The organism is Caldalkalibacillus salinus (genome assembly GCF_016745835.1).
In the GTDB taxonomy this organism is placed as follows: Bacteria; Bacillota; Bacilli; order Caldalkalibacillales; family JCM-10596; genus Caldalkalibacillus_A; species Caldalkalibacillus_A salinus.
The window spans coordinates 125,769-150,220 of the sequence record NZ_JAERVL010000012.1 but is presented as its reverse complement, the minus strand read 5'-3'; the positions used below and the strand labels follow the sequence as shown (position 1 = coordinate 150,220).

The window sequence follows — 24,452 nt, the reverse complement described above, 5'->3', positions numbered from 1 at the left end:
GATGGCAAAAGAATGGCTAGCAGGTGCAGTACCTGTCGTTTTTATATTTTTAGTGTTCATGGGTTACAACGTTGGTCCATTTTTATTTTTAGCCGTTATCATAGGTATCGTGTACTTCTTGATCCAGCGTCAGCAAATGATGGCTGGTGGAGGCAATAAGAAAAAGGTGTCACACGCCGTGGCTACTCCCAAAGTATCGTTTGAAGATATCGGAGGTCAAGAGAGACCGAAGACGGAGTTGATGGAAACGATTGATTTTCTTAAGAAGGATGATGAAGCAAGTCGTTACGGGATTCGACCACTAAAAGGTATTCTTTTAACAGGTCCGCCGGGGACGGGGAAAACACTAATGGCAAAAGCAGCGGCCAATTATGCTGAAGCTGCGTTCGTAGCCGCATCGGGTAGTGAATTTGTTGAAATGTATGTCGGTGTCGGCGCCAGTCGGATTAGAGATTTATTTAAGGAAGTCAAACAGATGGCAGAAGAGAAAAATCTAGATCGAGGGATTATTTTCATTGATGAGATCGATGCCATCGGTGGAAAGCGGGAAGGGAAACAGCAAAAGGAGTATGACCAAACTCTTAATCAGCTGCTAACCGAGATGGACGGCATGAGTACGTCTGAGCACCCGAGGATACTCATTATGGCCGCAACCAACCGTAAAGATATGCTCGATTCTGCCCTGCTTCGACCGGGCCGTTTTGACCGACACATTACTGTAGATCTTCCGGATAAAACAGCCAGGGAGCATATCCTCTCCATCCACTTTACCGAAAAACCGTTAGAAGAGGGCATTACACTAGCGGATATCGCCTTAGAGACCTTCGGTTTTTCTGGCGCACAGCTAGAGAGTGTAGCTAATGAGGCCGCAATATACGCCTTCAGAGATAGAGGCAATGAGATTACACGAGAGCATATCTCTAAAGCGATTGAAAAAGTGATGATGGGTGAACAGACGGACAAAGAGTCTACGGCAGAAGAAAAGAAACGAGTGGCTTACCATGAGCTAGGGCACGCCATTGTTTCTGAAGTCCTACGCCCACATTCAGTATCGCAAGTGGTGCTTGTGCCTCGTGGCGGCGCCTTAGGTTATGTGCGCCAATCTCCGCCCAAAGAACAGTTCCTCTATACTAAAACGTATATGGAAGAGCAGATTATGATCTGTCTGGCTGGTGCTGTGACAGAGGAGATATACTACGGAGAGCGGAGTACAGGGTCTAAAAACGATTTTGACCAGGCTATGAATTATGTTCATCATATGATTGATGCAGGCCTTTCATCGTTAGGGATCGTATCGATGCAGCACCTCAAGAAAGAATGGGTGCATGAAGAAGCGAACCGTATCTTAGACACTTTATTAGAACAGACGAAGGAATTACTGCAATCATATGACCTCGTTTTCCAAGAGTGTTACGGTCTTCTGCTCGAAGAGGAGCGAATGAATGGGGACCGCTTCCGTCAATTACTCACGAAATATCGCGCACACGTATCCTAAAAGAAGCAAACGACTGAAGCCTGTACGAAAACATCCAAAAACAGACCTATGAGTATGCCAAGAACCCTAAGCGTATTTTAGAAATAAAAATAATAACAGAGAGAGCAGAGCACACCACACCTGATTGTGTGGTGGCTCTTTTTTTAATGTCACTTGGCATTTGTCCTCATTTATTTATATAATGAACATGGAGAGATGCTATTGTAAATGCTGGATAAACACCGTGCTTTATTCAGAGGTAAGAACGTAGTATAATAGTCAAAGTGATTCTAACCCGAGAAGATAATCAATATAGCTTATAAACTGTAGTTGGAGGGAATATCTTGAAGGTAACGATTTCTGAAGTAGGCAAACACGTTGGAGAAAAAGTCACGATTGGGGTCTGGTTAACGAATAAACGTTCTAGCGGTAAAATACAATTTCTACAATTACGTGACGGGACAGGCTTTATTCAAGGCGTCATGTTAAAAAAAGAAGTGGAGGAGAACGTTTGGGATGTAGCCAAAGAACTCACACAGGAGAGTTCCTTATACGTCACAGGAACGGTACAGGCAGACGACCGTGCACCGAGTGGTTATGAGCTAACGGTAGAGGACGTCTCTGTGATACATACGGCTGAGGATTATCCGATCACCCCAAAGGAACACGGGACAGAATTTTTGATGGACCATCGTCATCTGTGGATACGGTCTAAGAGGCAGCATGCCATTTTGCGTATTAGATCAGAAATTATCAATGCGATGTATGAGTTCTTCCATCAAAATGGATTTGTCAAAGTGGACCCACCGATTCTCACGCCAACATCGGCAGAGGGCACGACGAACTTATTCCATACCAAATACTTTGATGAAGACGCGTATCTTTCTCAAAGTGGTCAATTGTATATGGAAGCGGCAGCTATGGCACTCGGTAAAGTGTTCTCTTTTGGTCCCACATTCCGTGCGGAGAAGTCAAAGACGAGACGTCATCTTATCGAATTTTGGATGATTGAGCCTGAGATGGCCTTTGTCGATCATGAGGAGAACTTAGAGATACAGGAAAACTTCGTCACTTATGTCACCCAAGCCGTTTTAAATAATTGTCGCCAAGAGTTAGAAGTGCTTGAACGTGACCTCACAAAATTAGAAAATGTGCAGGCACCATTCCCCCGTATCACTTATGATGATGCCATTGAACTTTTACAGGAAAAGGGACATGAGATTAAGTGGGGAGAAGATTTTGGTGCCCCAGATGAAACAGCGATCGCGGAACACTTTGACAAGCCTGTGTTCATCACTCATTACCCGACTGAGATCAAGGCGTTCTATATGAAGCCTGATCCTGAACGTGAAGATGTTGTACTATGTGCGGACCTCATTGCGCCAGAAGGGTACGGCGAAATCATCGGCGGAAGTCAGCGTATAGATGATCCAGCCCTGTTAGAAGAACGTTTCAAGGAGCATGAGTTGTCAGAAGAGGCCTATCAGTGGTATTTAGACTTAAGAAAGTATGGGTCTGTACCTCATTCTGGCTTTGGTTTAGGTTTAGAACGGACAGTGGCATGGATGACAGGAACAGAGCACGTTCGAGAGACGATTCCGTTCCCTCGTCTGTTAAACCGCCTATACCCATAACAAGTTAAAGGCATAACACGTCAAAGTGTGATGTATACGGATAGAAAGGAGAGAGGCTCAATGTCAATACAACAATGGGCTGCGTGGATGAGTAAGGGAAGTGCCTCGATTCCTTATGTCCTTTTACAACACTACAAGAAACTATCTATTACAGATGCTGAGCTCTTGCTGCTTATTCATATTCACGCTTTCCGAACTGAGGGGGTTCCTTTCCCAAGCTTGGACCAGTTAGAGGAAAGAATGACGTGTACCACGGAGCAATTGACAAGCATGCTGAACAGATTACGTAAGGATAAGATCATTAATATCGAATCAAGCGTGGACGAGCAAGGATACTTAATCGAGAGTTATTCATTACAACCATTGTGGGAAAGGCTCATTAATGTCCTGACAGATACACCCGATAGTGTGATGGAGGACGAAGTGGCATCAACGTCAGAGACCATGCATTGGCCGGTGGATCACGAGGCGCTTGAAGATCAAAAGAAGCTAGAGGGAGAGATTTTTCATCGATTTGAGCAGGAATTTGGACGTCCACTTTCACCGATAGAATGTGAGACGATTGGGTTATGGCTTGATGATGATAAGCATGAACCTCAAATCATTTTTTTAGCTCTACGAGAAGCGGTGATTGCGAATAAGCTTTCTTTTCGTTACATTGATCGCATCCTTATGGAATGGCGGAAAAAAGGGGTTAAGACCCCAGAACAAGTAAAAGAGCATAGTCGGAAGTTTCGTCAACAACAAGAATTGACACCACGTATGAACGAATCAACACCAGAAGAAGCGTTTACTTTCTATAATTGGCTTGAAAAATAAAAAGTTATTAAAAAATGGACGGACGGTTAGTCCTAAAATAGTAAGATAACAGCGGAAAAAAGAGGGTAAACGAAATCGTAAAATAAAAAATAGTGAAAAATAAAGGCGTTCCCCAGAGACCAGAGGGGATCGCCTTTTTAAAAACCGCCTTCCCTTTTCATTCGTTTCTGACCTTCCCGACAAATGTCCAGGAGTGGACATTCAGGGCACTGAGGTTTTTGAGCTTTACAATGGTATCGCCCGAAAAAGATTAAACGATGGTGGGTTTGTGTCCATTCTTCACGTGGCACTTTCTTCATTAAAGTTTTTTCTACTTCAAGGACAGAGTCTTTCCAACGACAAATCCCTAGCCTTTTAGAGACTCTTTCCACGTGAGTGTCTACAGCAATGGCCGGTATATCAAAAGCATTAGACACAACCACATTGGCCGTTTTACGCCCCACACCAGCAAGCTCGGTCAACGCTTCATGGGAGGGAGGCACTTCCCCGTCATGCTTGTCTAATAAGGAACGACACAGCTTTTGAATGTTCTTGGCCTTACTCCTATACAATCCAATATAGCGAATATCGTTTTCAAGTTCCTCTAAAGGGACGAAAAGATAGTCCTGTGGCGTTTTGTACTTTTGGAATAAACTTTTGGTCACTTCGTTTACTTTTTTATCTGTCGATTGTGCAGAAAGGACCACACTGATGAGTAATTCAAAAGCGTTATCATGATTTAGTTCACAATCCGCATCGGGATACATATCCTCTAGTGTGTCTAGTATGTGACGTACCGTTTTCTTATTCATCATATCACCCAAATTACATTATACATGAAAACAGTAAAAAGCAAACCAATGAACTTGTCCAAGGGAACACAATAATAAATAAAAAAGGAGTACAGCGTCTGTATGGAAACGTATGATCGAGTCGTACAAATGCAGTTGATGAAGTTTGAACGAGAATTATATGACACAACGGAATGGCAACAAATGTCCAAATCTTTGCAGGAAAAGCTAGATGGTCTTGTTCCTAGAAAAATACACAGAGCCTTCGCTCAAGCGCTTGAGAAAGCTGTTAAAAGTTTTTTGCAGGGCCTTAATCTTTTACCATCCCGTGCCATATCAGCCCCGCTTATTTCAGATGAAAGAGACCTTCGGGAGCGAACAGAAAAGGCTCGTCCGATTATACAGAAATATCAGCGTTTAGCCTCAATCGAAGGGGCCGGGACGGGTTTTGGCGGAATCATATCTTCCGGTATTGATTTCCCAGCGTTAATATCGATAAAGCTAAGACTATTACAGGAATTAATGACCCTATTTGGTTACCGCTTAGAGAATTTTGAAGAACGACTGTACACGTTGAACATTTTTTTACTACCTTTCTCAGGGATTGAGGTCAAGAGAGAGGTCTGGCAAAGGTTAAAAACATGGGAAAATCAGGTCGAATTTAATGAATGGGATTCATGGGATACCTTTGATTGGGAAGGGTTTTATCTAGAGTATAAGCAGAGTATTGAGTTTAGGAAGCTATTACAAATGATCCCTGGGCTAGGCGCGATCGTCGGTGCATGGGCAAATTACACGCTCGTAGAAGAACTTGGTACAACCGCCTTAAAGTGTTTACAATTACGCCATTTACAACAAACGTATCAACATCCTATTTTATAATTGGAAGATTTTATAATGAAAGGTATGCTCTCCAATAACAAGAAAGGCCATAGAATCTAAAATGAAAACACTAGGACCCTCATTCTAAACCATAAGGTGTCCTAGTGTAGGCCCCTAAAACGGGGCAACAAAACCGTTATCTTGCATCATTGTGAATTCACCAACAAAATAAATGAGATCCTCTTCAACTTCGTCCGTATCGTCATTAACTAATGCTTGGAGTCGATCACCCAATTTTTTGGCAAAATCCGTATAAAGCATGGGTTCACTCCAGGTCAATGTGTCATTGTGAATTTCAATTTTTTGAAAGCCCTGTATGTCTTGAATAATGCTGAACGGGCCCAAGTTGCCAATAAATTTGTGGTCGTTAAGTGAAGACTTTTCAAGCTTTTTCATGGTGGAAATCACATCGTTGGCTACCTCATCAGGCATGACAATCTGTAATGGGTGTGGTTCATCACTATTAAGGTAAAGTACGAGGCAGTGAAAGCCCCCCTTTTTCGAAAAAAACATTCGCTTTCCCCCTACGAGTTTTCTGTCTGCATTTTAGCTTCATGTTCTGCTGCTAATTTGTCGACTTCTTTTTTCAGTTCCTCAACCATGGTTTCTTCAGGAACCTTTCTAATAATTTCTCCATGACGGAATAAAAGTCCTTCTCCCCGTGCACCTGCAATTCCAATATCCGCCTCTCTTGCCTCACCGGGACCATTAACAGCACAGCCCAGAACGGCCACTTTGATTGGGGCTTTAATTTTAGAAATATACTCCTCAACATCGTTGGCGATAGAAATTAAATCAATTTCGATTCTTCCACACGTTGGACAAGAGATTAAAGTCGCTGCGTTAGAAGCGAGCCCGAAAGATTTTAATAATTCTCTGCCCACTTTGACCTCTTCAACGGGGTCCGCACTCAACGAAACACGGAGCGTTGAACCGATGCCCATAGACAAGATCGCACCGAGCCCTGCAGAGCTTTTGACCGTACCGGCAAATAAAGTACCCGATTCAGTAATGCCGAGGTGAAGGGGATAGTTAAACGCTTCAGCCGCTTTGCGGTACGCTTCTATCGCAAGGTTAACGTCCGACGCTTTCAGCGAAACGATAATATCATGAAAGTCTAGTTCTTCAAGGATGCTAATATGGTATAGTGCACTTTCAACCATGCCGTCTGCCGTTGGGTAACCGTATTTGTCAAGTATACGTTTTTCTAATGATCCTGCGTTAACACCGATTCGAATCGGGATACCTTTTTCCTTTGCTGCCTTAACGACAGCTTCTACTTTTTCTTTCCTTCCAATGTTACCTGGATTAATTCTAATTTTATCAATACCGCCTTCAATTGCCTTCAAGGCGAGCTTGTAATCAAAATGAATATCAGCAACTAAAGGCAGGTTAATGTGCTTCTTTATTTCTGGAATGGCTTCAGCAGCTCGCATGTCAGGACAGGCCACACGGACAATCTGACAGCCTGCTTCCTCTAAACGATGGATTTCAGCCACTGTGGCTTCTACATCGTGTGTTTTGGTTGTTGTCATGCTTTGAATCACGACTTGATCGTTTCCACCGATAGTCAGATTCCCAACTCGGACTGGTCTAGTTTGGGTTCGATGGTACATAGGCTTCCGCTCCTTTTTTGTCCACGACATATTGTATCTACACTCTAAATGATTTATTTAAGCATAAAAGAATGAGTGCCTAGCCTAAAATATAGGTGGACAACTTATCTGGATTTCATCTGCTATTATATAACATTTGCCGTATAAATTCTAATATGTTGGTGCTTTTTACAGGCACCCCCTTGCACTACGCATAAAAAACGAATAATATATAAAACTGTGAGTTTAATGTTCGTTAATTGATGATTATATTTAGGGGGATAAAACATGCTAGACAAGATCTTTCGTTTAGAAGAAAGAGGAACAAGTCTCAAAACTGAAACAGTCGCAGGTATGACAACATTCTTAACCATGGTGTACATTGTGATTGTCAACCCAGCCATCTTATCCCAAGCGGGCGTACCCTTTGAACAAGTCTTTATGGCCACCATTATCTCTGCTGCGGTGGGGACACTTTATATGGCCTTATTCGCTAATTATCCTATTGCCATCGCACCAGGTATGGGGTTGAATGCCTATTTTGCTAGTGTGGTTGGTACTTATGGGCTAACATATCAGACGGTTTTCGCAGCTGTCTTCTGCGCCGGCGTACTCTTCATTTTGCTCAGTCTAACATCATTTAGAGAACATCTCATTAAAGCCATACCGGGCGCACTGAAGTATGGTATTACATCAGGTATCGGATTATTTATCGCCTTTATAGGATTACGGACAGCGGGCCTCATTCAACCAGATGAGGCGACGGTTGTGGCTCCAGGAGATATACATGACCCTGGTACGATGTTAGCCATCATTGGCCTTATAATCACATTGATACTCATGACGCTCAAAGTAAAGGCGGCCCTTTTCATTGGGATGCTCGTCACTGCCCTTATTGGTTATGTCCAGGGATTATTGACATTCAATGGCCTCTTTTCAATGCCTTCTGCTCCAGTTTTCTTTGATCTAGACTTTGCTGGGGTCTGGCAACATGGGTTATACGCGGTCATCTTTGCCTTCTTACTTGTGACTTTATTTGATACTACTGGGACGATGATAGGGGTGGCGGAGCAGGCAGGTTTACTTAAGGATACGGGCGAATTTCCGAAAGCGAAGCATGCACTCATGGCTGATGCGGTAGGGACCACCGTAGGTGCTGGTTTAGGAACGAGCCCCACCTCAGCGTATATTGAGTCTTCATCAGGGGTCGCAGTAGGAGGACGCACGGGATTGACCGCAGTGACAACGGCAGGTTTGCTGTTGTTGGCTATGTTTTTATCACCGATGATTGAAGCGATTGCCGCTTTACCCGCTATTACAGCACCCGTGCTTATTATTGTTGGTAGCTTTATGATGGAAAGTGTTTCGAAAATTTCATGGGATCAATTTGATGAAGCCTTTCCTGCCTTTACGATTATGATTGCGATGCCATTGACCTCTAGTATCGCAACAGGGATTGCCCTAGGATTTATCATTTATCCCATTCTCAAAATCACGAGCGGCAAATGGAGACAGGTGCATCCACTCGTGTACGCCTTTGGTGTTATCTTTGCCTTACAAATGATCTTTTTCCCAGTTCATTAATAGAAAGACATGAATATAAAAAAGATGCGGCAAACCCACCTTAGTGGAGATTGCGCATCGTTTTTTTGTTAGAATTGTCCGCCACACTCTCTGACAATTTCTTGCGCCCTGTGAAAATTTTTCTCAGATACAACAGCCGATAAGACAACATCTAAACCTACATCTGAGGGGTTACCATCGCTTAATCCTGAAGCGCTAGGTTGTACATTTGCTAAGACACTTTGATCACGCCCCATCTCCTGATCAAATGTGGCGTTAGCTAATCCGGGATAATCTCCCGTTATCGGATTCTCTGGTCTTTTTTCAAACTCGGTGACGGTATAGAGACTCATGCGGTCAACACGTTGGTCAATAACCCCAAGCTGACTTAACTCCTGCTTTGCTTTTTCAGCTTGTTCCATCGTTCTGAACCCGGCAATGATCGCTTTTTCATCCTTTGGCATCTTCATCAGCAATCCTCGCTTTCTTGTATGCTTACATATGCTTAAGCTTAGGGTGTGTTAATCAGGCAGAAACATGCCTGGAAATCATACGCTGCTCCTGCCTCAGGTGCACAAAACTTTAAAACACGTTGTCGCTTTGATACAATAAAGTTACCTTTGAACTTTAGGTTTATGGGGCTAAGTACATATTGACTACCATAAGGAGGTCTACACGTGAATAATTTTGAGTTTAGGAACCCTACTGAGATTCTATTCGGAAAAGGCCAAATCGAAAAATTAGCAGATAAAGTACATGAATACGGGACAAAGGTGCTCCTTGTCTATGGCGGAGGCAGTATTAAATCTTTTGGCTTGTACGATGATGTTATACAACGATTACAAGGGGCAGACTGCCAGGTGTTTGAGCTAGCCGGGGTAGAACCTAATCCGAGACTGACGACTGTCCAGAAGGGGATCGATCTATGTAAGCAAGAGTCCATTGACCTCGTTCTCGCAGTGGGCGGAGGCAGTGTGGTTGATGCTGCTAAAGGTGTTGCTGTAGGGGCCAAATACGATGGAGACGTATGGGACTTTTACGATCGTAAAGCTGTTGCTGAAGCTGCGTTACCACTCGGCGTTATTCTCACGTTGGCGGCGACTGGGTCTGAAATGAACCGTGGTAGTGTGGTCACACACTGGGAGAAGCAAGAGAAGCGAGGGGCAGGTACGACTTTTCCAGCCTTTTCTATCTTAGATCCGACAAACACATTCTCCGTCCCGGAAGACCAAACGGTGTATGGGATGGTAGACATGATGTCCCATGTGTTTGAGCAGTATTTTTCACACACGGAGAATATACCCCTTCAATCTCGATACGCTGAGTCTATATTAAAAACGGTCATTGACAATGCGCCAGTCGTGCTTGAGCAGCCTAAAAATTACGAAGCGAGAGCCAATATTATGTACTGTGGTACGATGGCGTTGAATGGCCAATTAGCTCAGGGAGTTGAAACGGATTGGGCAAGCCACGGTATTGAGCATGCTGTGAGTGCTATTTACGATATCCCCCATGCGGGTGGATTAGCGATCATTTTCCCTAACTGGATGAAATATGTGTATAAAGAAAATATCGACCGCTTCATCCGTTTTGCTACTGAGGTTTGGGGAGTTGACCCTAGTGGTCAATCAGATGAAGAAGTGGCCCTGGCTGGTATTCAAGCGACGAGAGAATTCTTTAACAAGATTGGTGCCCCTGTACGCTTAGCTGATTACGATATCGATGATCAGCATATAGAAGATATGGCTCAGAAAGCGACTCACTTTGGTCCAATCGGCAGCTTTAAGAAATTAGAGAAAGAAGACGTTGCTGAAATCCTTAGAATGTCTCTTTAGTTTAGTCGTATGAAAATGGCCTCGTGCAAATAAAGTGAGATTTGGATGAAAATCCAAGCTACCCTTACATCGTCCTCTGTAAAGGGTAGCTTTTTTCTTGATACGATAGCGTCTAGACCTAACTGGCGAATTTTAATATATCGTTTGTAGCGTCATTCTTTAAATTGAATCTCTGTGTGACATGCTAGGTGGTAAAAGAGGCATGCTTATAGATAAAATGGTGCACGCTTATTAACAAAGCGTATATGACTTTAAAGAAGGACTACCTTTTTTATAAAAGTAAGATATAATACAGGAAGAGAGCATCGTCTTTTAGGGGCTGTCCATCGTTTCTAGATAAGATGGTATGAATCGTAATAAGAAGGAGGCATCATACTATGAGCAATGTTGTGTTTGTCTTAGACAGTGGAAGCGATTTTGAAGTAGATAACGGGCTTGATTTACAGCACCACGTAGAAGTTGTTCCACTCAATATATATTTTGGGGACGACGTATACCTCGATGGTGTGGACTTGAACAAAGAACAATTTTATGAAAGAATGTCTGAGTCAGAAGCCTTACCCAAGACAAGTCAGCCGTCTCCACAAGCATTTCACGATGTTTTTAAGAAATACATAGATGAGGATAAAGAAGTCATCAGTCTGTCGATCTCATCCGAACTAAGTGGTACATACCAAAGTACAACCATCGCTAGAGATATGATTGAAGATGAGCAAGAAAAAGAAAAAATCCACCTTGTTGATTCCGCGAATGTATCGGTGGTCGTGTTATACATGCTAAAAAGAGCGGATAAGATGTTATCAGAAGGCAAAACGGCCAAAGAAGTCGTTCAATGGATAGAGGATCATAAAGCTCAAATCAAAATTTTGGCTTTACTCGATACATTAGAAAACCTTAAAAAAGGTGGTCGTATATCGTCAGCTCAAGCCATGATCGGGGGTATTCTCAATATTAAGCCGATTGTCACCGTCGATAATGGAAAAGTGAACATGCTCGACAAGTCTAGAGGCAGAAAACGAGGCTTGCGTCAGTTAGGGGAGTATATTGGCTCCTTGTCAGACTATGAAACTGATATCGCTTTTATCGTTCACGGTTATACAAATGAGGATGACGCCAGAAAAGAAGTAGCGAACGTTTTAGACCTAGACACGTTTGAAGAAGTGCACTACTATAAGTTAGGAAGTACAATCGGAACACATGCAGGTCCGAACGTACTGGGTGTTGCGCTGAAACAGAAATAAAGCTAACATAGGACTGAAGCGAAAAGCCTTGAAACGTTGTGTTCTCAAGGCTTTTCGTTCCGTTATGGACAAGCGCTTGTTTATTTTCATACGAGCGTGTAAAATATATAAAAACGTATGTTCGTAACGGTACTAAAAGAAGGGGGGAAGACGTCCTTGACCGATCAATTATCTTATGAATACAATGAAGAATCGATTCAGGTATTAGAAGGGTTGGACGCCGTTCGAAAGAGACCCGGAATGTACATAGGAAGTACTGATTCAAGAGGGTTACACCATCTTGTTTTTGAAATAATGGACAACGCTGTAGATGAGGCGTTAGCAGGACATGGTGAGCTCATTACCTTAACGATACATAAGGATGGCAGTGTGAGTGTAAAAGACGTTGGACGAGGTATGCCGACTGGTATGCACGCCTCCGGGCGACCGACACCTGAGGTCATTTTCACCGTGCTTCATGCGGGAGGTAAGTTTGGACAAGGCGGTTATAAAACCTCGGGTGGACTGCATGGCGTAGGGGCTTCCGTGGTTAATGCGCTTTCCGAATGGGTAGAAGTGACGATTCACAGACAAGGGAAAACGTATCGCCAGAGATTTGAAAACGGAGGAAAACCGGTAACGGACCTCGAAGAGACAGGTAACACACGTAAAACTGGCACCATTGTTCATTTCAAACCAGACAGCACAGTATTTTCAACAACGGGCTTTAACTATGATATTTTAGCTGAGCGTGCTCGAGAGGCTGCCTTTCTATTGAGAGGACTGACGATCGAAGTCCAAGATTTAAGAGAGGGAAAGGAACAACAGGAAACCTTCCACTACGAGAGTGGTATAGAGGCTTTTGTAGAGTACTTAAATGAAGAGAAGACGTCGTTCCACCCTGTCATGACTTTTATGGGAGAGCAGCAAGACATTCCGATAGAGATCGCTATGCAGTTTAATGACGGCTATTCTGAGCAAATATTATCCTTCGTAAACCACGTTCGGACAAAAGATGGAGGGACACACGAAGCAGGTTACAAGACGGCGATGACTCGGGTGATGAACGAGTATGCTCGAAAGACCGGGTTGCTTAAGGAAAAAGACAAGAATTTAGAGGGCGCCGATGTCCGCGAGGGGTTAACAGCGATTATCTCAGTTCGTATCCCAGAGGAAAAATTACAATTCGAGGGGCAAACAAAAGGGAAACTCGGGACGCCGGAAGCGAGATCTGCGGTGGATACGTTTGTGGCTGAACGTTTGGCCACATTCCTAGAAGAAAACCCGGACACCGCCACCATGCTCGTTCGAAAATCGATCAAATCGGCTCAAGCGAGAGAGGCTGCTCGAAAAGCGAGAGAAGAAGCAAGAACGGGCAAGAAGAGTAAACGAAAAGAAGCGATGCTCAGTGGGAAGTTGACCCCCGCACAATCCAAAAATCCGGACCGCAATGAACTGTTCTTGGTAGAGGGGGACTCCGCTGGGGGATCAGCCAAGCAAGGGCGAGACCGTACCTTCCAAGCGATCCTCCCACTACGAGGCAAGGTCGTTAACACAGAAAAAGCGAAGCTAGAAGATATCATGAAAAACGAAGAAATCCGGACCATTATTTACACGATTGGTGCTGGTGTTGGTTCAGATTTTAATTTAGAAGATTGCAATTATGATAAGGTCATCATTATGACAGATGCGGATACAGACGGTGCGCATATACAAGTACTCCTGCTCACCTTCTTCTATCGTTACATGCGACCACTCGTTGAAGCGAATAAAGTTTACATCGCTTTACCCCCTCTATATAAAATTAGTAAAGGGACAGGTAAGAAGGCGAAAGTGGAATACGCGTGGGATGAAGATGAAATGAAAAAGGCGATTAAGAAAGTCGGAAAAGGGTATACCATACAGCGCTATAAAGGTCTAGGTGAGATGAACGCAGACCAATTGTGGGAGACAACCATGAATCCAGAATCCAGAGCACTCATTCGTGTGACGGTGGATGACGCTGCACGTGCTGAACGAAGAGTGTCAGTGCTTATGGGCGATAAGGTTGAGCCAAGAAGGAAATGGATTGAACGTAACGTTGCCTTCACATTAGAAGATAATGAAGGTCAAGACGTTCTTCTAAAGGAGGATAATGAGATTGGCACTGATCGATAAAATCTTAGATTTACCCTTTGAAGAAGTCATGGGGGACCGCTTCGGTCGATACTCTAAATATATCATTCAGGAGCGTGCTTTACCTGATGCGAGAGACGGATTAAAGCCGGTACAACGTCGCATCTTGTACGCCATGCACCAGGAAGGGAACACAGCGGACAAACCGTTTCGTAAATCCGCTAAAACGGTCGGAACTGTGATCGGGAATTACCATCCACACGGCGATACGTCAGTGTACGATGCACTCGTGCGTATGTCACAAGAGTGGAAAGTACGTAAACGACTCGTAGAAATGCACGGCAATAATGGTAGCATTGACGGGGACCCACAAGCGGCGATGAGATATACAGAAGCGCGTCTATCGCCCCTAGCATCTGAACTCTTAAGAGACATAGACAAACAAACAGTGACTTTTGCACCGAACTTTGATGATTCCGATCAAGAACCTACCGTATTGCCGTCTAGATTTCCGCATTTACTTGTGAACGGTTCAACCGGTATATCGTCTGGGTATGCCACTGATATACCGCCACACAACTTAATTGAAGTCATTGATGCGGTGATCATGTACCTCGAACAGTCCGAGGTATCCGTTGATGAGTTAATGACAGTGTTAAAAGGCCCAGACTTCCCAACAGGCGGGATTGTTCAAGGGATTGACGGAATCAAGCAAGCTTACGAGACGGGTAAAGGAAAAGTGGTCGTCAGAGCAAAATCGAGCTTTGACGTCATGCGTGGGGGACGGGAACAGATCGTCATCACGGAAATCCCGTATGAGGTAGTCAAAGCTAATCTCGTGCGTAAGATTGACGAACTTAGAATAGATAAAAAAGTAGAAGGCATTGCTGAAGTGAGGGACGAAACAGATCGTACTGGCTTACGAATCGTCATCGATTTGAAGAAGGACGCTGATGCAGAAGGGATACTCAATTACTTATATAAAAATACCGACCTACAAATCACGTATAACTTTAACATGGTGGCTATATCCAATAAAACGCCACAACTTATGAACCTCAAAGGCTTATTGGAGGCTTATGTGACGCATCAAAAAGAAGTGGTGACGTATCGTTGTCAGTACGAATTACGTAAAGCAAAGGATCGCGCCCATATTGTCGAAGGCCTAATACACGCCCTTTCCATATTAGATGATGTGATAGCTAAAATTCGTGCATCTAAGGATAAAGGGGATGCTAAGCGTAATCTCATTTCCTCTTTTGGATTCACAGAACCTCAAGCGGAAGCCATTGTGAGCTTACAGTTATACCGCTTAACGAACACAGATGTGACACAGTTGCAGAAGGAAGCTAAAGAGCTAGAGAAGAAGATTAAGAAGCTCGAAGCGATCCTTGCCAGTGAGAAGAAGTTGGTACAAGTCATTAAAAAAGAATTAGAAGAGATAAGAGATACGTACGGAGATGCTAGGATGACGGAGGTTCAGGCGGAAATAGAAGAGCTCAAGGTTAGCCTAGAAGTGATGGTGCCATCCGAAGATGTGATGGTTACCGTCACGCGTGACGGCTATGTGAAGCGCACGAGCATGAGGTCGTATGCCGCCTCCAATGAAGATGAGGTCGGGATGAAGGATGAGGATGAATTATGCCATTTACTCACATCAAATACGACGCATACGTTATTACTATTTACGTCAAAAGGGCATTATCTATACCTACCTGTCCACGAGCTACCAGATATCAAGTGGAAAGAAATGGGGCAACATATCTCTAATTTAATCCCGATAGATAAAGATGATCGTATATTGTCCGCCTACAGTGTAGAAGATTTTGATCAAACGGATGACATGCTCCTCTTCATAACGAAGCAAGGCATGGTCAAACGTTCCAAACTATCAGAGTATAAAGTGCAACGTTACTCCAAACCTATTGTGGGTATAAAGCTAAAAGGTGAGGATGAAGTCGTACGAGTGTATCGTACCCAAGGGCATCATGAGCTCTTACTGATCACACAACAGAGCTTTGCCCTGTGGTTTGAAGAGGAAGAAGTGAGTGTGATGGGGGTTAAAGCAGGCGGTGTGAAGGGCATTAACCTTAAAGATGATGAAGTGGTTGACGGTATACTGTTTCATGATATACGTGATTTTGAGACTGTCAAAATGCATACTCACAGACAAACCGTTAAGAGATTAAAACTTGATGAGCTGACTCAACACACAAGAGCACGTAGAGGAACCAGAATGATCAAAGAACTCAAAACGAATCCTCATCGTGTAACCGAGGTTGAGGTCCATTGGAAGAGCAAGAATGGAAACGACACTCAAAGCCCTGAAGAAGATCAAACCCAAACGTGACTCTATATTTAAAATGTATGTTGATAGGTGGGGTTGCGTATAAAGGTTGACCCATCTCGTCATGTTTGGTAATATTAACCATGAGCATCATTAAAATATAAAACTTCATACTCTACTAGGGGAGTCCTGTAGCTTGGACTGAGAGAAGAGTGCGTTCTAAATTCTTCGACCCTTAGAACCTGATCTGGTTAGTACCAGCGTAGGGAAGTAGTTGGGCCATTCACAAGCCAATCATCGTTATACATTAATGAACATCTATTCGTACACATGTAACAGCATGAAGACTTGGCGTGAATTTCAGTTTCCAATTAAAACCGATCGGGTTCCTATTCTTAGGACCCGTTTTTTAATGCTTTAAATTAGTCTTATGAGGCTTTTAAGTGACACAGGCTTAGCCTTACCTTACGCAAAGTATTGGGATTTCAGGTGGTTCTAGTAGAGACTGGAGTGGGGAAGGAGCGTTTGTTTTGACAAGCCAAGATCCATTAACCATGACATTTAGGTCACAGTTTGAAAACAGTAAAAAGGTTTATAAAGTGGGTTCGAGACCAGATATTAAAGTGCCCATGAGAGAGATTCAACTGACGCCTACGAGAGAAACAACAGGTGAAGTGGTAGAGAATGAACCTATACGCGTTTACGACACGAGTGGGGTGTATATAGACCCCGACGTCGACCTTGATATTCGTCAAGGATTACCAGCCCATCGTCACACGTGGATCATCGAACGCGGAGATGTTGAATTTTATGAAGGTCGAAACTTGAAACCTGAAGACGATGGATTAATCCCCCACCAAATGGCATCCCCAAACATAGAAAGGTTCCCTATAACGAAGCAAAAGTCTTTGAGGGCAAAACCAGGACATAATGTGACTCAAATGCACTACGCTAAAAAGGGCATCATCACCCCAGAGATGGAGTTTATCGCTATAAGAGAAGGAATGGATCCCGACTTTGTCCGTCAGGAGGTGGCCCGTGGCCGAGCCATTATCCCCGCTAATGTCAATCATCCTGAAAGTGAACCCATGATTATCGGTCGCCATTTTCATGTTAAGATTAATGCCAATATTGGCACTTCCGCTGTTCATTCCTCAATAGAGGAAGAAGTTGAAAAGATGACATGGGCCACTCGATGGGGGACAGACACCATTATGGACTTATCTACAGGTAAGCATATTCACACCACACGGGAATGGATTATACGCAATTCTCCTGTACCAGTAGGAACAGTGCCCATATATCAGGCTTTGGAAAAGGTGAATGGCGTCGCTGAAGATTTAACGTGGGCGGTTTATCGTGATACTTTAATTGAGCAGGCCGAACAAGGTGTCGATTATTTCACCATTCATGCTGGTGTTTTACTACGCCATATACCGCTAACAGCCGAGCGTACGACAGGAATAGTATCCCGTGGCGGGTCCATCATGGCGCAATGGTGTTTGGCACACCATGAGGAGAGCTTTCTGTACACGCATTTTGAAGACATTTGCGAAATATTGAAGCAGTACGATATTTCGATCTCGTTAGGAGATGGGCTTCGTCCAGGATCAATCGCGGATGCGAATGATGAGGCCCAATTTGCAGAGCTGGAGGTGCTAGGTGAGTTAACGGACATCGCTTGGAAACATGACGTACAAGTGATGATTGAGGGGCCTGGTCATGTGCCCATGCACTTGATTAAAGAGAATATGGATAAGCAGTTAGAGATTTGTAAAGAAGCGCCCTTCTATACCTTAGGTCCTCTTACAACGGATATTGCGCCGGGATATGATCATATCACTTCAGCTATTGGGGCTGCAATGATCGGATGGTACGGTACAGCCATGCTATGTTATGTGACACCGAAAGAGCATCTAGGTTTACCGAACAAAGATGATGTACGTGAAGGGGTCATCACTTATAAAATTGCGGCGCATGCAGCAGATCTTGCGAAGGGTCACCCACATGCTCAAAAAAGGGATGATGCTGTTTCCAAGGCGCGTTTTGAATTCAGGTGGAAGGATCAGTTTAATCTGTCGTTGGATCCTGAGCGAGCACGGGAGTATCATGACGAAACGCTGCCATCAGAAGGGGCTAAAACAGCACATTTCTGTTCCATGTGTGGGCCCAAATTTTGTTCAATGCGGATCTCTCATGATATTAGAGCACTCGCAAGTGAAAAAGGGATGAGCGAAGAGCAAGTGATCGAGGAAGGCATGAAAGAGAAAGCAAAAGCGTTTGTCCAGGAAGGTTCAAAGGTATACAAGTAACCAGAGAACCCCTATTAGGGAAAGAAGACCTTCATAAAAGCGGTAGATAAACTCTCCAGCACATCTCTTCATATCGCATTTCTGAGTTCATCTCGCTTTTATCATGGGTGGAAGGGGAGCTCACACTCGTACTCATTTACTCCACTTGAATCCAAATTTCACATAGTTCAAAAACGAAACGCCTGGTTTATGATCCAACCAGGCGTTTTGAACTGATATCTGCTTATTATTTCTGGTTATAATTCACACTACTAAGTGTGATCAAAGTTTTTCTGTATATTTTCAACCGATACAATAGGTGTCTGACAACTGAAATTTTGACAAAGATAAAGGGTGACTTTGTTATCCATGCTCAATTTATCTTTGTGCATCTCCGTCAATTGGTCTAAGGAAGCTTTTTTAGCTTTAGTCTTTTGAACCAAGACAGAAAAGGGGCTAAACGATTGAGTGATAGAGGTCAGTGCCTCTTGATAATGTTCCTTATTCTCTCCTTCCACCAGTACTATTTCTTCAGGTCCGCTGAGCACCATTTGTAAGGCGCAAAGGTAGAATGTATAACCGGCAGGGTAATGATAAACGCTGTCGGTATATAGGGCCAATTGTTCGTCCATATACTTTCTAACTACGGGGTCCCCTGTGAGATGGAATTGACGCACCAAGTTCAGTGCCATCACAGAATTCCCTGACGGTATGGCTGCATCATACTGTTCTTTCGGTTTGGTTAAAAGTTGTTCCGCGTCACGGCCGTAGAAGAAGAACCCACCCTCTTTTTCGTCCCAGAACAATTTAACAGCACTTTTGAGATAGTGTTGTGCTTTTTCAACATAGATGACTTGACCGGTGGCAAAGTACAACTCATGCAAAGCAAAGATTAAAAAAGCGAAATCGTCAATGTACGCTTTCAGATTACCTTCCCCGTCACGGTATCTCGCTAATAGTCTTCCATTATGATCAATTAAGTGATCTTCAATGAAGGATAAGGCTTGTTCGGCACGATCAATAAATACTTCACTTTGGAGCACGGCGCCACCTTTAGCTAAAGCAGCAATCATCAATCCATTCCATGAAGTGAGGATTTTATCATCTTTATGTGGGGGGACACGCCCTTGGCGATAAGTGAATAAATGTTCTCTGGCTTCCTTCAGCTTAAGCGTCAGCTCCTCCGGTGACATGCCCTTACGTTGAGCGAAAGACGCGTGACTTGGGCTCTCAATCAGATTCAAGATATTTTTACCTTCAAAGTTCCCTTCGTTTGTCACATCATAATAGTCACAAAATAGCGATCCTAGCTGGTCACCGAGAATGTCATTAATCTCTAGAGGGTTCCAAACGTAGAACTTTCCTTCTTCACCTTCTGAATCAGCGTCTTGTGCTGAATAAAATCCACCCTCGGACGAGGTCATCTCACGGTGAACATAATCAAATATTTCCTCGGCAATGCTAGCAAAATAAGAGTCTTTTGTCGCTTGAAAAGTGTCCAAATAAGTATAAGCAAGCAAAGCGTTATCGTATAGCATTTTTTCAAAGTGAGGGACCAGCCAATAACGATCAACAGAGTAACGGGCAAAACCGTAGCCAATATGGTCGTAAATGCCGCCACGATGCATGGACATAAGAGATCGTTCAACCATTTTTAAATACGTACCGTTCCCTGTTCTCTTCCACTCTCGTAGCAGGAATAAATACTGATGAGGTGAGGGGAATTTAGGCGCTTGACCGAATCCACCATGTGTTTCATCGTACATGTCCTCCAATTGGTCGGCGGCATCCTCTAGTACATCTGTGGATAGTTTCTGTTGAAACGATTGAGTATTTGGCTCCTGTATGGCTCGTGTAATTTTATCACTCGTCGCGTTAATTTTCTCTCTCTCCGTATCCCATAATTGCTGGATATGGTCTAAAAGCTCGACTAAGCCAGGGCGTCCATACATACTTTGCCTGGGAAAATAGGTCCCAGCATAGAAGGGCTTTTGTTCAGGTGTGAGAAACACCGTCAACGGCCACCCGCCTTGACCCGTAAGGGCTTGACATACCGTCATATAAATATGGTCAATATCAGGTCTTTCTTCCTTGTCAACCTTAATTGAGATGAAGTGCTCATTAAGCATTTTCGCTACTTCTTCATCTTCGAAAGACTCGCGTTCCATGACATGACACCAATGACAAGTGGAGTAACCGATAGACAGGAATATGGGTTTGTCTTCATTTTTTGCTTTCGTAAAAGCTTCTTTTCCCCATTGAAACCAGTTGACGGGATTATAAGCATGTTGGAGCAGATACGGGGATTTTTCAGATACCAGCAGGTTCGGCTTTCGGTTGGGTTGCAAATGATCACGTCCTTCCATCTTCCCATCATTAGTTTTACCAATTATAACAAAATAGCAATTCATGCGTCACAACTACAATGAGCGCATTTAAAATATAGTGGTTCAACAATAGGATCACTTGATCCCTTACGTTAAAGGTCTTGGTTTTTATGTGCATTTAGCATAATTAATGAAGTAGTGTTGATGTGATCCTTTTCTCTATGCTTTAAGTGAACACACTTCTTCCGATTGAGCGCATATACTGTGATATCGGAGGAGGGGAGGTAAATGCGGAAGACGACGCGTTATTTCTCAGTTTTTGATGGGCAGGATCGTATCATGCTTAGGGTTAACCAGCCTTTGGCCCACATGCATATTCACATCTACTTAGATAATCAATATTTAACCACAGTTGTGAATAGACAGACATTTATACTTAATAAACGACATTTTCCTAAGGGGTCTCATTTTTTAATGCTTTCAGGAGAAGTTCACGATTATGGACGTTCACAATATGTGCAAGAACGTTACGTGATACGAGTGACTAGTCATACGAGGCCTTCTGAGCTAGGAAGACAGGATTTTAGAGCGGGTGATATTCTCGTGGCGAGTGACAATGCGAGTGGTATACCATCAGGTTATATCGGTCATTCCGCATTGGTGATAAATCAGGAGCGTATACTCGAGTCTGTAAGCAGAACTGAGAGTATTAGCATAGACCCTGTCTCAACATTTTTCGATGGGCGTGAGCGCTATGCTCACTTCAGGCCGGTGGATCCAGAAATGGGGGAACAAGCAGTGCAATGGGGATTAGAGTATCATAAAGCGTATCAGGAAAATTTAGAGAAGGGGATTAACAAACCAAAATTTTCTTTTACGCCTTCTAAAGACATGACTGAGACGTGGGATACGATATATTGTTCTAAACTCATATGGCTCTGCTATTACTACGGGGCAGATTATGAGTTTGAGGTAAAAGGTCTCTGGTTTTCGCCACAAAATTTAGACGATGAACTGAGTAGGGACCCCAACTTTGAAACGATCCATAAGCACCCAGAGCATTCCTTTTACATTGAGTTATAGGAACGTGTGGACCCATGAGCTTTAATATTAAGGGTTAAATGCCCCATAAAACATAAACATCCCCCAACTATTGGGGGATGTTTCTACTTTAACAGGGTTATTTGTTCTGGTCGTTGTCACGTTTTCTAAATGCTAACAGACCAGCCAACCCAACTAAACCTAACCAACCCCAGTCTGTATCATCATCATCAGCTCTAGTGGTTGTGGTCGTATTATCATAAGTATTCATGGGTGCATTGTCTCTCATATGCGGATTCGTGGTGGTATCGTTCATGCGCATATTTTCAGTGTTCGTGTTTGTATTTGTATTAGTGTTTGTTTGCGCAAATCCAGATGCCCCCATCGTAGTAACCGCTATAAGAGACACACATAGTAAGATAATTAACTTCTGCTTCATGATTAACCTCCTTTATCCAACAGTGTAAGCTTATCTTTTCCTATTCACGTTGGATTATGCCTAAAGACCTCGATAAAATTGAGATGGGCCAGCCTAGGCATGGCAAGGCATCAGGAACAAGAGGAATTTTTGAAAGTGTGGACAAAACAACCACACAAAAAAAAGCAACCCACTAAGGGCTGCTTTTTTAACTTAGCAAAAATGTTATTTATAGCTTAACAACGTTTTCTGCTTGTGGTCCACGGTTACCTTCAACAATACTGAATTCAACGCGTTGTCCTTCTTCTAATGTTTTGAAACCTTCACCGTTGATAGCAGAAAAGTGTACGAATACGTCACTTCCACCTTCTTGTTCGATGAAACCGAAGCCTTTTTCAGCATTAAACCATTTAACTGTACCTGTTTGCATGTTACAAACCTCCAAAAAAAATTTAATATTTAACGCGTTAATCCAATTTACTCATCGTAAATAAAAATTCACACATTATCAAGGGATACCATCAACGAATCGAGTGATGATAACGCCTTGATAAGGTGTGAATCAACAAAATCTTCAATCGTATGAAATGGTTTAATTTTTTATGTTCAACTAATAATAACTTACAATAAATAAATTGTCAAGTGTTACCACGAAAAAAAGTACACCTATTTGTGGTGTACTTTTCGGTGGAGCATATCAAGGAAAAAAGACTTAAACTCCACTAGTCTTTTAGGAAGCTGTTTCTTTTCCAATTTTTCGCTGACGATGAACGGTATAGTGGAATCATTGAGATGTAATGAACCATGACTTCCACCGCCATTATGTGTAGGGAAATATCTTGACTTAAATTCATAGCCCGGGCGAGACGTAACGACCATCAGTGGGCAATCTTGAGAGAATAGAGCGCCATATAGTCTTGAACAAACATCTGGATAATCTCCGTAATTGATCTTCCCATCATCCGTAACGTCCAAATCCAATATCTTTAGATCACCTTTTAGTTCCCATTTTTGACCGTACGTATCCGTTTGAGGCCCGTTCATCTTATATTGTAATCGTCTTTCACTACCGGGTTGTAGTATATGAACAGTATCCTTCTCTTTCCATGCGAGGATATCAATTCGACTCTCTTCTTTGAGTGTGTCGATCACCTTTTGTTCTACATCTTGCTTTAAAGGATACAGATAAGCCATTCTTTCATTGTTACAAACGACGAGCTGATGTGTTTCATCAACAGGCGAACCTAGCGGGGGAATATTTAACCGATTCAATACCTTGTCTAAATCTATATTGTAAACGTTTTGTTTGCCGACGAAAGTTTGTCCGTGATCGCTGGTAATGATGAAAGTCACTTGTTCTCGTGCTTTTTCCCAAGAGCCGAACGCAGATAAAATTTGTTGAATATATTGATCGACCTTCACGAGAGAATGTTCAGCATGCTGAGGGCCTTTGATATGTACTTGATGGTCATGATCAGGAAGGTACAACATGGTAAAATCGGGTAATTGATCTTCTTGAATCAGCTTTTTGCAGACTTCTGTGGCGAAAGTGTCATTCACACCGTACCGTTGAAGTGGACTGGCAGAAGATGATTGTTTGACATACGATTGTAGTGTCTCAGGGTACACGAGTTGTCCTAAAGTCATGATATTCGGACCAGGTACGGTAGAATCCCCCTTAAGACAGCCGAGCGATTTAACGAGCGTAGGTAATTTGACTTGATGGGTCGATGTCCCGCGGTGAGCAACTAAATTAATACTACCACTAGAAAGCCCTTCGGTCGCTAGCGCTTCAAATATGGTCTCCACATTTTTGCTCATATGATCCTCGTTAAGATCAAACACCACATTTTTAGCACAATCCTTTATTCCGATTTTGGCGACACACTTAGCCCCGTTAATATAATTAATTATTTTTTTCTTTTCAGAGTCATACCAAACCAAACCAGGTACACCGTGCTCATGAGGGTAAACCCCTGTAATCATAGACGTATCAATGGACGCTGTCATCGTTGGAAAAACGGTAACAACATCATTTGAATAGGTGCCATGCTGCGTGAGAAACTCAAACCCAGGAACGAGTCGCTTGTCAAGTGCGTGCTCAAGCAATTGTGGCATAAGTGAGTCAACTAATATAAAAAGCACTTTCTTCTTCAAGGAAACTCCTCCCTTTACACGGTA

General features: G+C 43.1%; 19 protein-coding genes and 1 riboswitch. Of the genes, 11 read left to right on the top strand and 8 right to left on the bottom strand.

Annotated features, from left to right (window positions below):
- Position 1 precedes the first annotated feature (1 nt).
- The 3 genes from JKM87_RS08760 (at position 2) to JKM87_RS08750 (ending at position 3,927) form a co-directional block, all read left to right on the top strand.
- Positions 2–1,495: an AAA family ATPase gene (locus tag JKM87_RS08760; protein WP_202079960.1), complete on the top strand. Its 1,494-nt coding sequence runs from the start codon at positions 2–4 to the stop codon at positions 1,493–1,495.
- 323 nt (positions 1,496–1,818) lie between these two features.
- A complete protein-coding gene (gene asnS / locus JKM87_RS08755) occupies positions 1,819–3,108 on the top strand; it encodes an asparagine--tRNA ligase (protein ID WP_202079959.1) in 1,290 nt (429 codons plus the stop codon).
- 60 nt (positions 3,109–3,168) lie between these two features.
- Positions 3,169–3,927 carry a DnaD domain-containing protein gene (locus JKM87_RS08750; RefSeq protein ID WP_202079958.1) on the top strand — a complete coding sequence of 253 codons (759 nt, stop codon included), beginning with the start codon at positions 3,169–3,171 and terminating at the stop codon, positions 3,925–3,927.
- 137 nt (positions 3,928–4,064) lie between these two features.
- Here JKM87_RS08750 and nth read toward each other — a convergent pair whose 3' ends face one another.
- On the bottom strand, positions 4,065–4,718 hold the full coding sequence (nth, locus tag JKM87_RS08745) for an endonuclease III (protein ID WP_419761845.1): 654 nt from the start codon (positions 4,716–4,718) through the stop codon (positions 4,065–4,067).
- A 102-nt stretch (positions 4,719–4,820) separates the two neighbouring features.
- On the opposite strand from nth, the gene JKM87_RS08740 reads away from it, so the two are divergent.
- Positions 4,821–5,579 (top strand): EcsC family protein, encoded by a 759-nt coding sequence (locus tag JKM87_RS08740; RefSeq protein WP_202079956.1) that lies wholly within the window; start codon positions 4,821–4,823, stop codon positions 5,577–5,579.
- Between the two features lie 114 nt (positions 5,580–5,693).
- On the opposite strand, the gene JKM87_RS08735 is transcribed toward JKM87_RS08740, so the two are convergent.
- Together JKM87_RS08735 and ispG are read right to left on the bottom strand one after the other, a co-directional pair.
- A complete protein-coding gene (locus JKM87_RS08735; RefSeq protein WP_202079955.1) occupies positions 5,694–6,092 on the bottom strand; it encodes a hypothetical protein in 399 nt (132 codons plus the stop codon).
- A gap of 11 nt (positions 6,093–6,103) precedes the next feature.
- Positions 6,104–7,225, bottom strand: a complete 1,122-nt coding sequence (gene ispG / locus JKM87_RS08730) for a flavodoxin-dependent (E)-4-hydroxy-3-methylbut-2-enyl-diphosphate synthase (RefSeq protein ID WP_272899191.1) — start codon at positions 7,223–7,225, stop codon at positions 6,104–6,106.
- Positions 7,226–7,462: 237 nt separating this feature from the next.
- Between ispG and JKM87_RS08725 the strand changes: the two genes are divergently transcribed.
- Positions 7,463–8,758, top strand: a complete 1,296-nt coding sequence (locus JKM87_RS08725; protein ID WP_236838706.1) for an NCS2 family permease — start codon at positions 7,463–7,465, stop codon at positions 8,756–8,758.
- 68 nt (positions 8,759–8,826) lie between these two features.
- Here JKM87_RS08725 and JKM87_RS08720 read toward each other — a convergent pair whose 3' ends face one another.
- Positions 8,827–9,207 carry a hypothetical protein gene (locus JKM87_RS08720; protein WP_202079953.1) on the bottom strand — a complete coding sequence of 127 codons (381 nt, stop codon included), beginning with the start codon at positions 9,205–9,207 and terminating at the stop codon, positions 8,827–8,829.
- 207 nt (positions 9,208–9,414) lie between these two features.
- Between JKM87_RS08720 and JKM87_RS08715 the strand changes: the two genes are divergently transcribed.
- The 5 genes from JKM87_RS08715 to thiC all read left to right on the top strand — a co-directional run bounded on the left by JKM87_RS08715 (position 9,415) and on the right by thiC (position 18,506).
- Complete coding sequence (locus JKM87_RS08715; RefSeq protein WP_202079952.1) at positions 9,415–10,572, top strand: iron-containing alcohol dehydrogenase; 1,158 nt, start codon at positions 9,415–9,417, stop codon at positions 10,570–10,572.
- A gap of 377 nt (positions 10,573–10,949) precedes the next feature.
- Positions 10,950–11,813: a DegV family protein gene (locus JKM87_RS08710; RefSeq protein WP_202079951.1), complete on the top strand. Its 864-nt coding sequence runs from the start codon at positions 10,950–10,952 to the stop codon at positions 11,811–11,813.
- A 156-nt stretch (positions 11,814–11,969) separates the two neighbouring features.
- A complete protein-coding gene (parE, locus tag JKM87_RS08705) occupies positions 11,970–13,949 on the top strand; it encodes a DNA topoisomerase IV subunit B (protein WP_236838705.1) in 1,980 nt (659 codons plus the stop codon).
- Positions 13,933–16,257: a DNA topoisomerase IV subunit A gene (gene parC / locus JKM87_RS08700; protein ID WP_202079949.1), complete on the top strand. Its 2,325-nt coding sequence runs from the start codon at positions 13,933–13,935 to the stop codon at positions 16,255–16,257. The genes parE and parC overlap by 17 nt, the downstream gene beginning before the upstream one ends.
- 107 nt (positions 16,258–16,364) lie before the next feature.
- A riboswitch (TPP riboswitch) is annotated at positions 16,365–16,480 on the top strand.
- Between the two features lie 268 nt (positions 16,481–16,748).
- Positions 16,749–18,506, top strand: a complete 1,758-nt coding sequence (thiC, locus tag JKM87_RS08695; protein ID WP_202079948.1) for a phosphomethylpyrimidine synthase ThiC — start codon at positions 16,749–16,751, stop codon at positions 18,504–18,506.
- 251 nt (positions 18,507–18,757) lie between these two features.
- Here thiC and JKM87_RS08690 read toward each other — a convergent pair whose 3' ends face one another.
- On the bottom strand, positions 18,758–20,833 hold the full coding sequence (locus tag JKM87_RS08690) for a thioredoxin domain-containing protein (protein WP_236838704.1): 2,076 nt from the start codon (positions 20,831–20,833) through the stop codon (positions 18,758–18,760).
- Between the two features lie 267 nt (positions 20,834–21,100).
- Between JKM87_RS08690 and JKM87_RS08685 the strand changes: the two genes are divergently transcribed.
- Positions 21,101–21,895, top strand: a complete 795-nt coding sequence (locus JKM87_RS08685; protein ID WP_202079946.1) for a C40 family peptidase — start codon at positions 21,101–21,103, stop codon at positions 21,893–21,895.
- Between the two features lie 97 nt (positions 21,896–21,992).
- Here the strand turns inward: JKM87_RS08685 and JKM87_RS08680 are convergent, their stop codons facing one another.
- The 3 genes from JKM87_RS08680 to JKM87_RS08670 form a co-directional block, all read right to left on the bottom strand.
- Positions 21,993–22,292 carry a WGxxGxxG family protein gene (locus JKM87_RS08680; protein ID WP_236838703.1) on the bottom strand — a complete coding sequence of 100 codons (300 nt, stop codon included), beginning with the start codon at positions 22,290–22,292 and terminating at the stop codon, positions 21,993–21,995.
- A 208-nt stretch (positions 22,293–22,500) separates the two neighbouring features.
- Positions 22,501–22,701, bottom strand: coding sequence for a cold-shock protein (locus JKM87_RS08675; RefSeq protein WP_202079945.1), 201 nt, complete (start codon positions 22,699–22,701; stop codon positions 22,501–22,503).
- 236 nt (positions 22,702–22,937) lie between these two features.
- Complete coding sequence (locus JKM87_RS08670) at positions 22,938–24,428, bottom strand: alkaline phosphatase family protein (protein WP_236838702.1); 1,491 nt, start codon at positions 24,426–24,428, stop codon at positions 22,938–22,940.
- Positions 24,429–24,452: the final 24 nt, after the last annotated feature.